Source organism: Sphaerochaeta sp. S2 (genome assembly GCF_016406725.1).
In the GTDB taxonomy this organism is placed as follows: domain Bacteria; phylum Spirochaetota; class Spirochaetia; order Sphaerochaetales; family Sphaerochaetaceae; genus Sphaerochaeta.
On record NZ_JAEKNT010000420.1, the window covers coordinates 1 to 1651 of the forward strand.

2 protein-coding genes are annotated in these 1651 nt (G+C 44.3%); both read right to left on the reverse strand.

All coding sequences use genetic code 11. The features are described 5' to 3' along the window. Window positions 1–309, reverse strand: a 309-nt coding sequence (locus tag JF818_RS12220; RefSeq protein WP_198892277.1) for a GIY-YIG nuclease family protein, incomplete at its 3' end; no start/stop codon positions are given. A gap of 76 nt (window positions 310–385) precedes the next feature. Next, on the reverse strand, window positions 386–1651 hold a 1266-nt coding region (locus tag JF818_RS12225; protein ID WP_198892278.1), incomplete at its 5' end, for a Smr/MutS family protein.

Here is a 1651-nt window from a genome sequence, read left to right on the forward strand (position 1 = left end):
GGTTTGTTTCATCATCGATAGCAGTACTTCAAGGTCTGCACGATAATCAGAAATATCCTCTTGATAATCAAGCTCTTCCAAAATGGAAAACTCCAAAATGGAAGGCCCATGCTTGTCATAACTATCCTGTAATGATGGATAGTTTGCCAGAGCCCCAACAGAGAGACGGAAAAAGAGTGAGTTCTTGGTCGCTTGGATATTGCTGCTCACCCCTAGGTACTCCTGTGCTGTACTGCTATCGACCAATCGAAATACTCCCATTGGTGGTTTTTGCTCCTCATAGAGGGCTCTAAGATGTTTCTTGTCCATACTGAATCCTTTAGTAAATTACTAAATTAGTATACATAGTAAAAAGCCCTCTGTAAAGAGGGCCTAACCAAAAAGACTAAAGTTGTACGTATGTTTTTCCCATACCTCCATCTTCTGGTGTGGCGAATCGGAACCCCTGTATCGAGCGATGCTTCTCCAGATATGAGGAAATCCCCTTGGAGAGAATCCCATCCCCATAGCCATGGATGACAGAAAATGAAGAAACACCATGGACAAGACAGCTTTCAATCTGTTCTTCAAGGGAGGTTAGTGCTTCCTCTAGTGTGTAGCCACGTAAATCGAGGACAAGTTTAGGCCGTGGAGTACTGCTGTGGTACGAAACCAATACTGTCTTTTGTTGCTCTTTTGGTACTTGTAGTTGCTTTCCATCGAGCGTCATTCGCATCGATCCAATGGCGACAAGATACTTGTTTCTTCCCTGCTTTTTCAGGATTTTACCCAATCGTTTTGCATTTCCACAGAGCACTTCCATACCTTCACTGAACTCCTGCGGGTTTTGGACCTCCAGATCTGAAAGTTCCTCTTCGCTCTGTTCAAGCAGTGCTTGTTCATCCTGCACCCTGTCCGCAAGGCTTTGTACATACGCTTTTACCTGTTTACGTTTAGCCTTATCCAGTTCACCTTCTCGCATTGTCTTTACAAGATTTTCCAACTCTTTACGTTTTGCACTCATGAATCGGGCAAGCTCAGTTGTTTGTTCATCCTTGAGCTGTGCTTCTCTTTGACGTACACGAAGCTCCTTGAGCTGAAGTTGTTTCACTTCTTGCTGGAGCGAGTAATAGCGCTTTTGGGTTTTTTCTTCCTGCTTCTCAAGCTCTTTCCGTTTTTCCTCAAGATCCTTGATGATGGAAGCAATCTGGACAGCTTCACTGCCAAGGTACTGTTCAGCGCGAGATATGACTTCCTCAGGGAGTTTCATATAGCGTGCGGTATCGATCGCGTGACTCTCTCCCGGTAATCCTTGTATGACCCTGAATGTTGGCATATGGGAGTGTTCATTGAATTCCATAGAGGCATTGATCACTTCCTTCTTTGCATAGGCAAACTGCTTAAGCACTCCATGATGACTGGTTACCAATGTCAGTTTTGCCTTTTCCAAGCAGTATTCAAGTACTGATCGGGCAATTGCAGAGCCTTCTACTGGATCTGTGCCACTACCAAGTTCATCGAGAATGATCAAACTCCTCTCACTCATATTTCTGAGAATGTAACCAATCTGTTTCATATGACCACTGAACGTGGAGAGCTCTTCTTCGATCGACTGTTCGTCACCAATATCAGTAAACAGATTGTCAAACAAGGGAAGGCTGCTCCCCTCTTT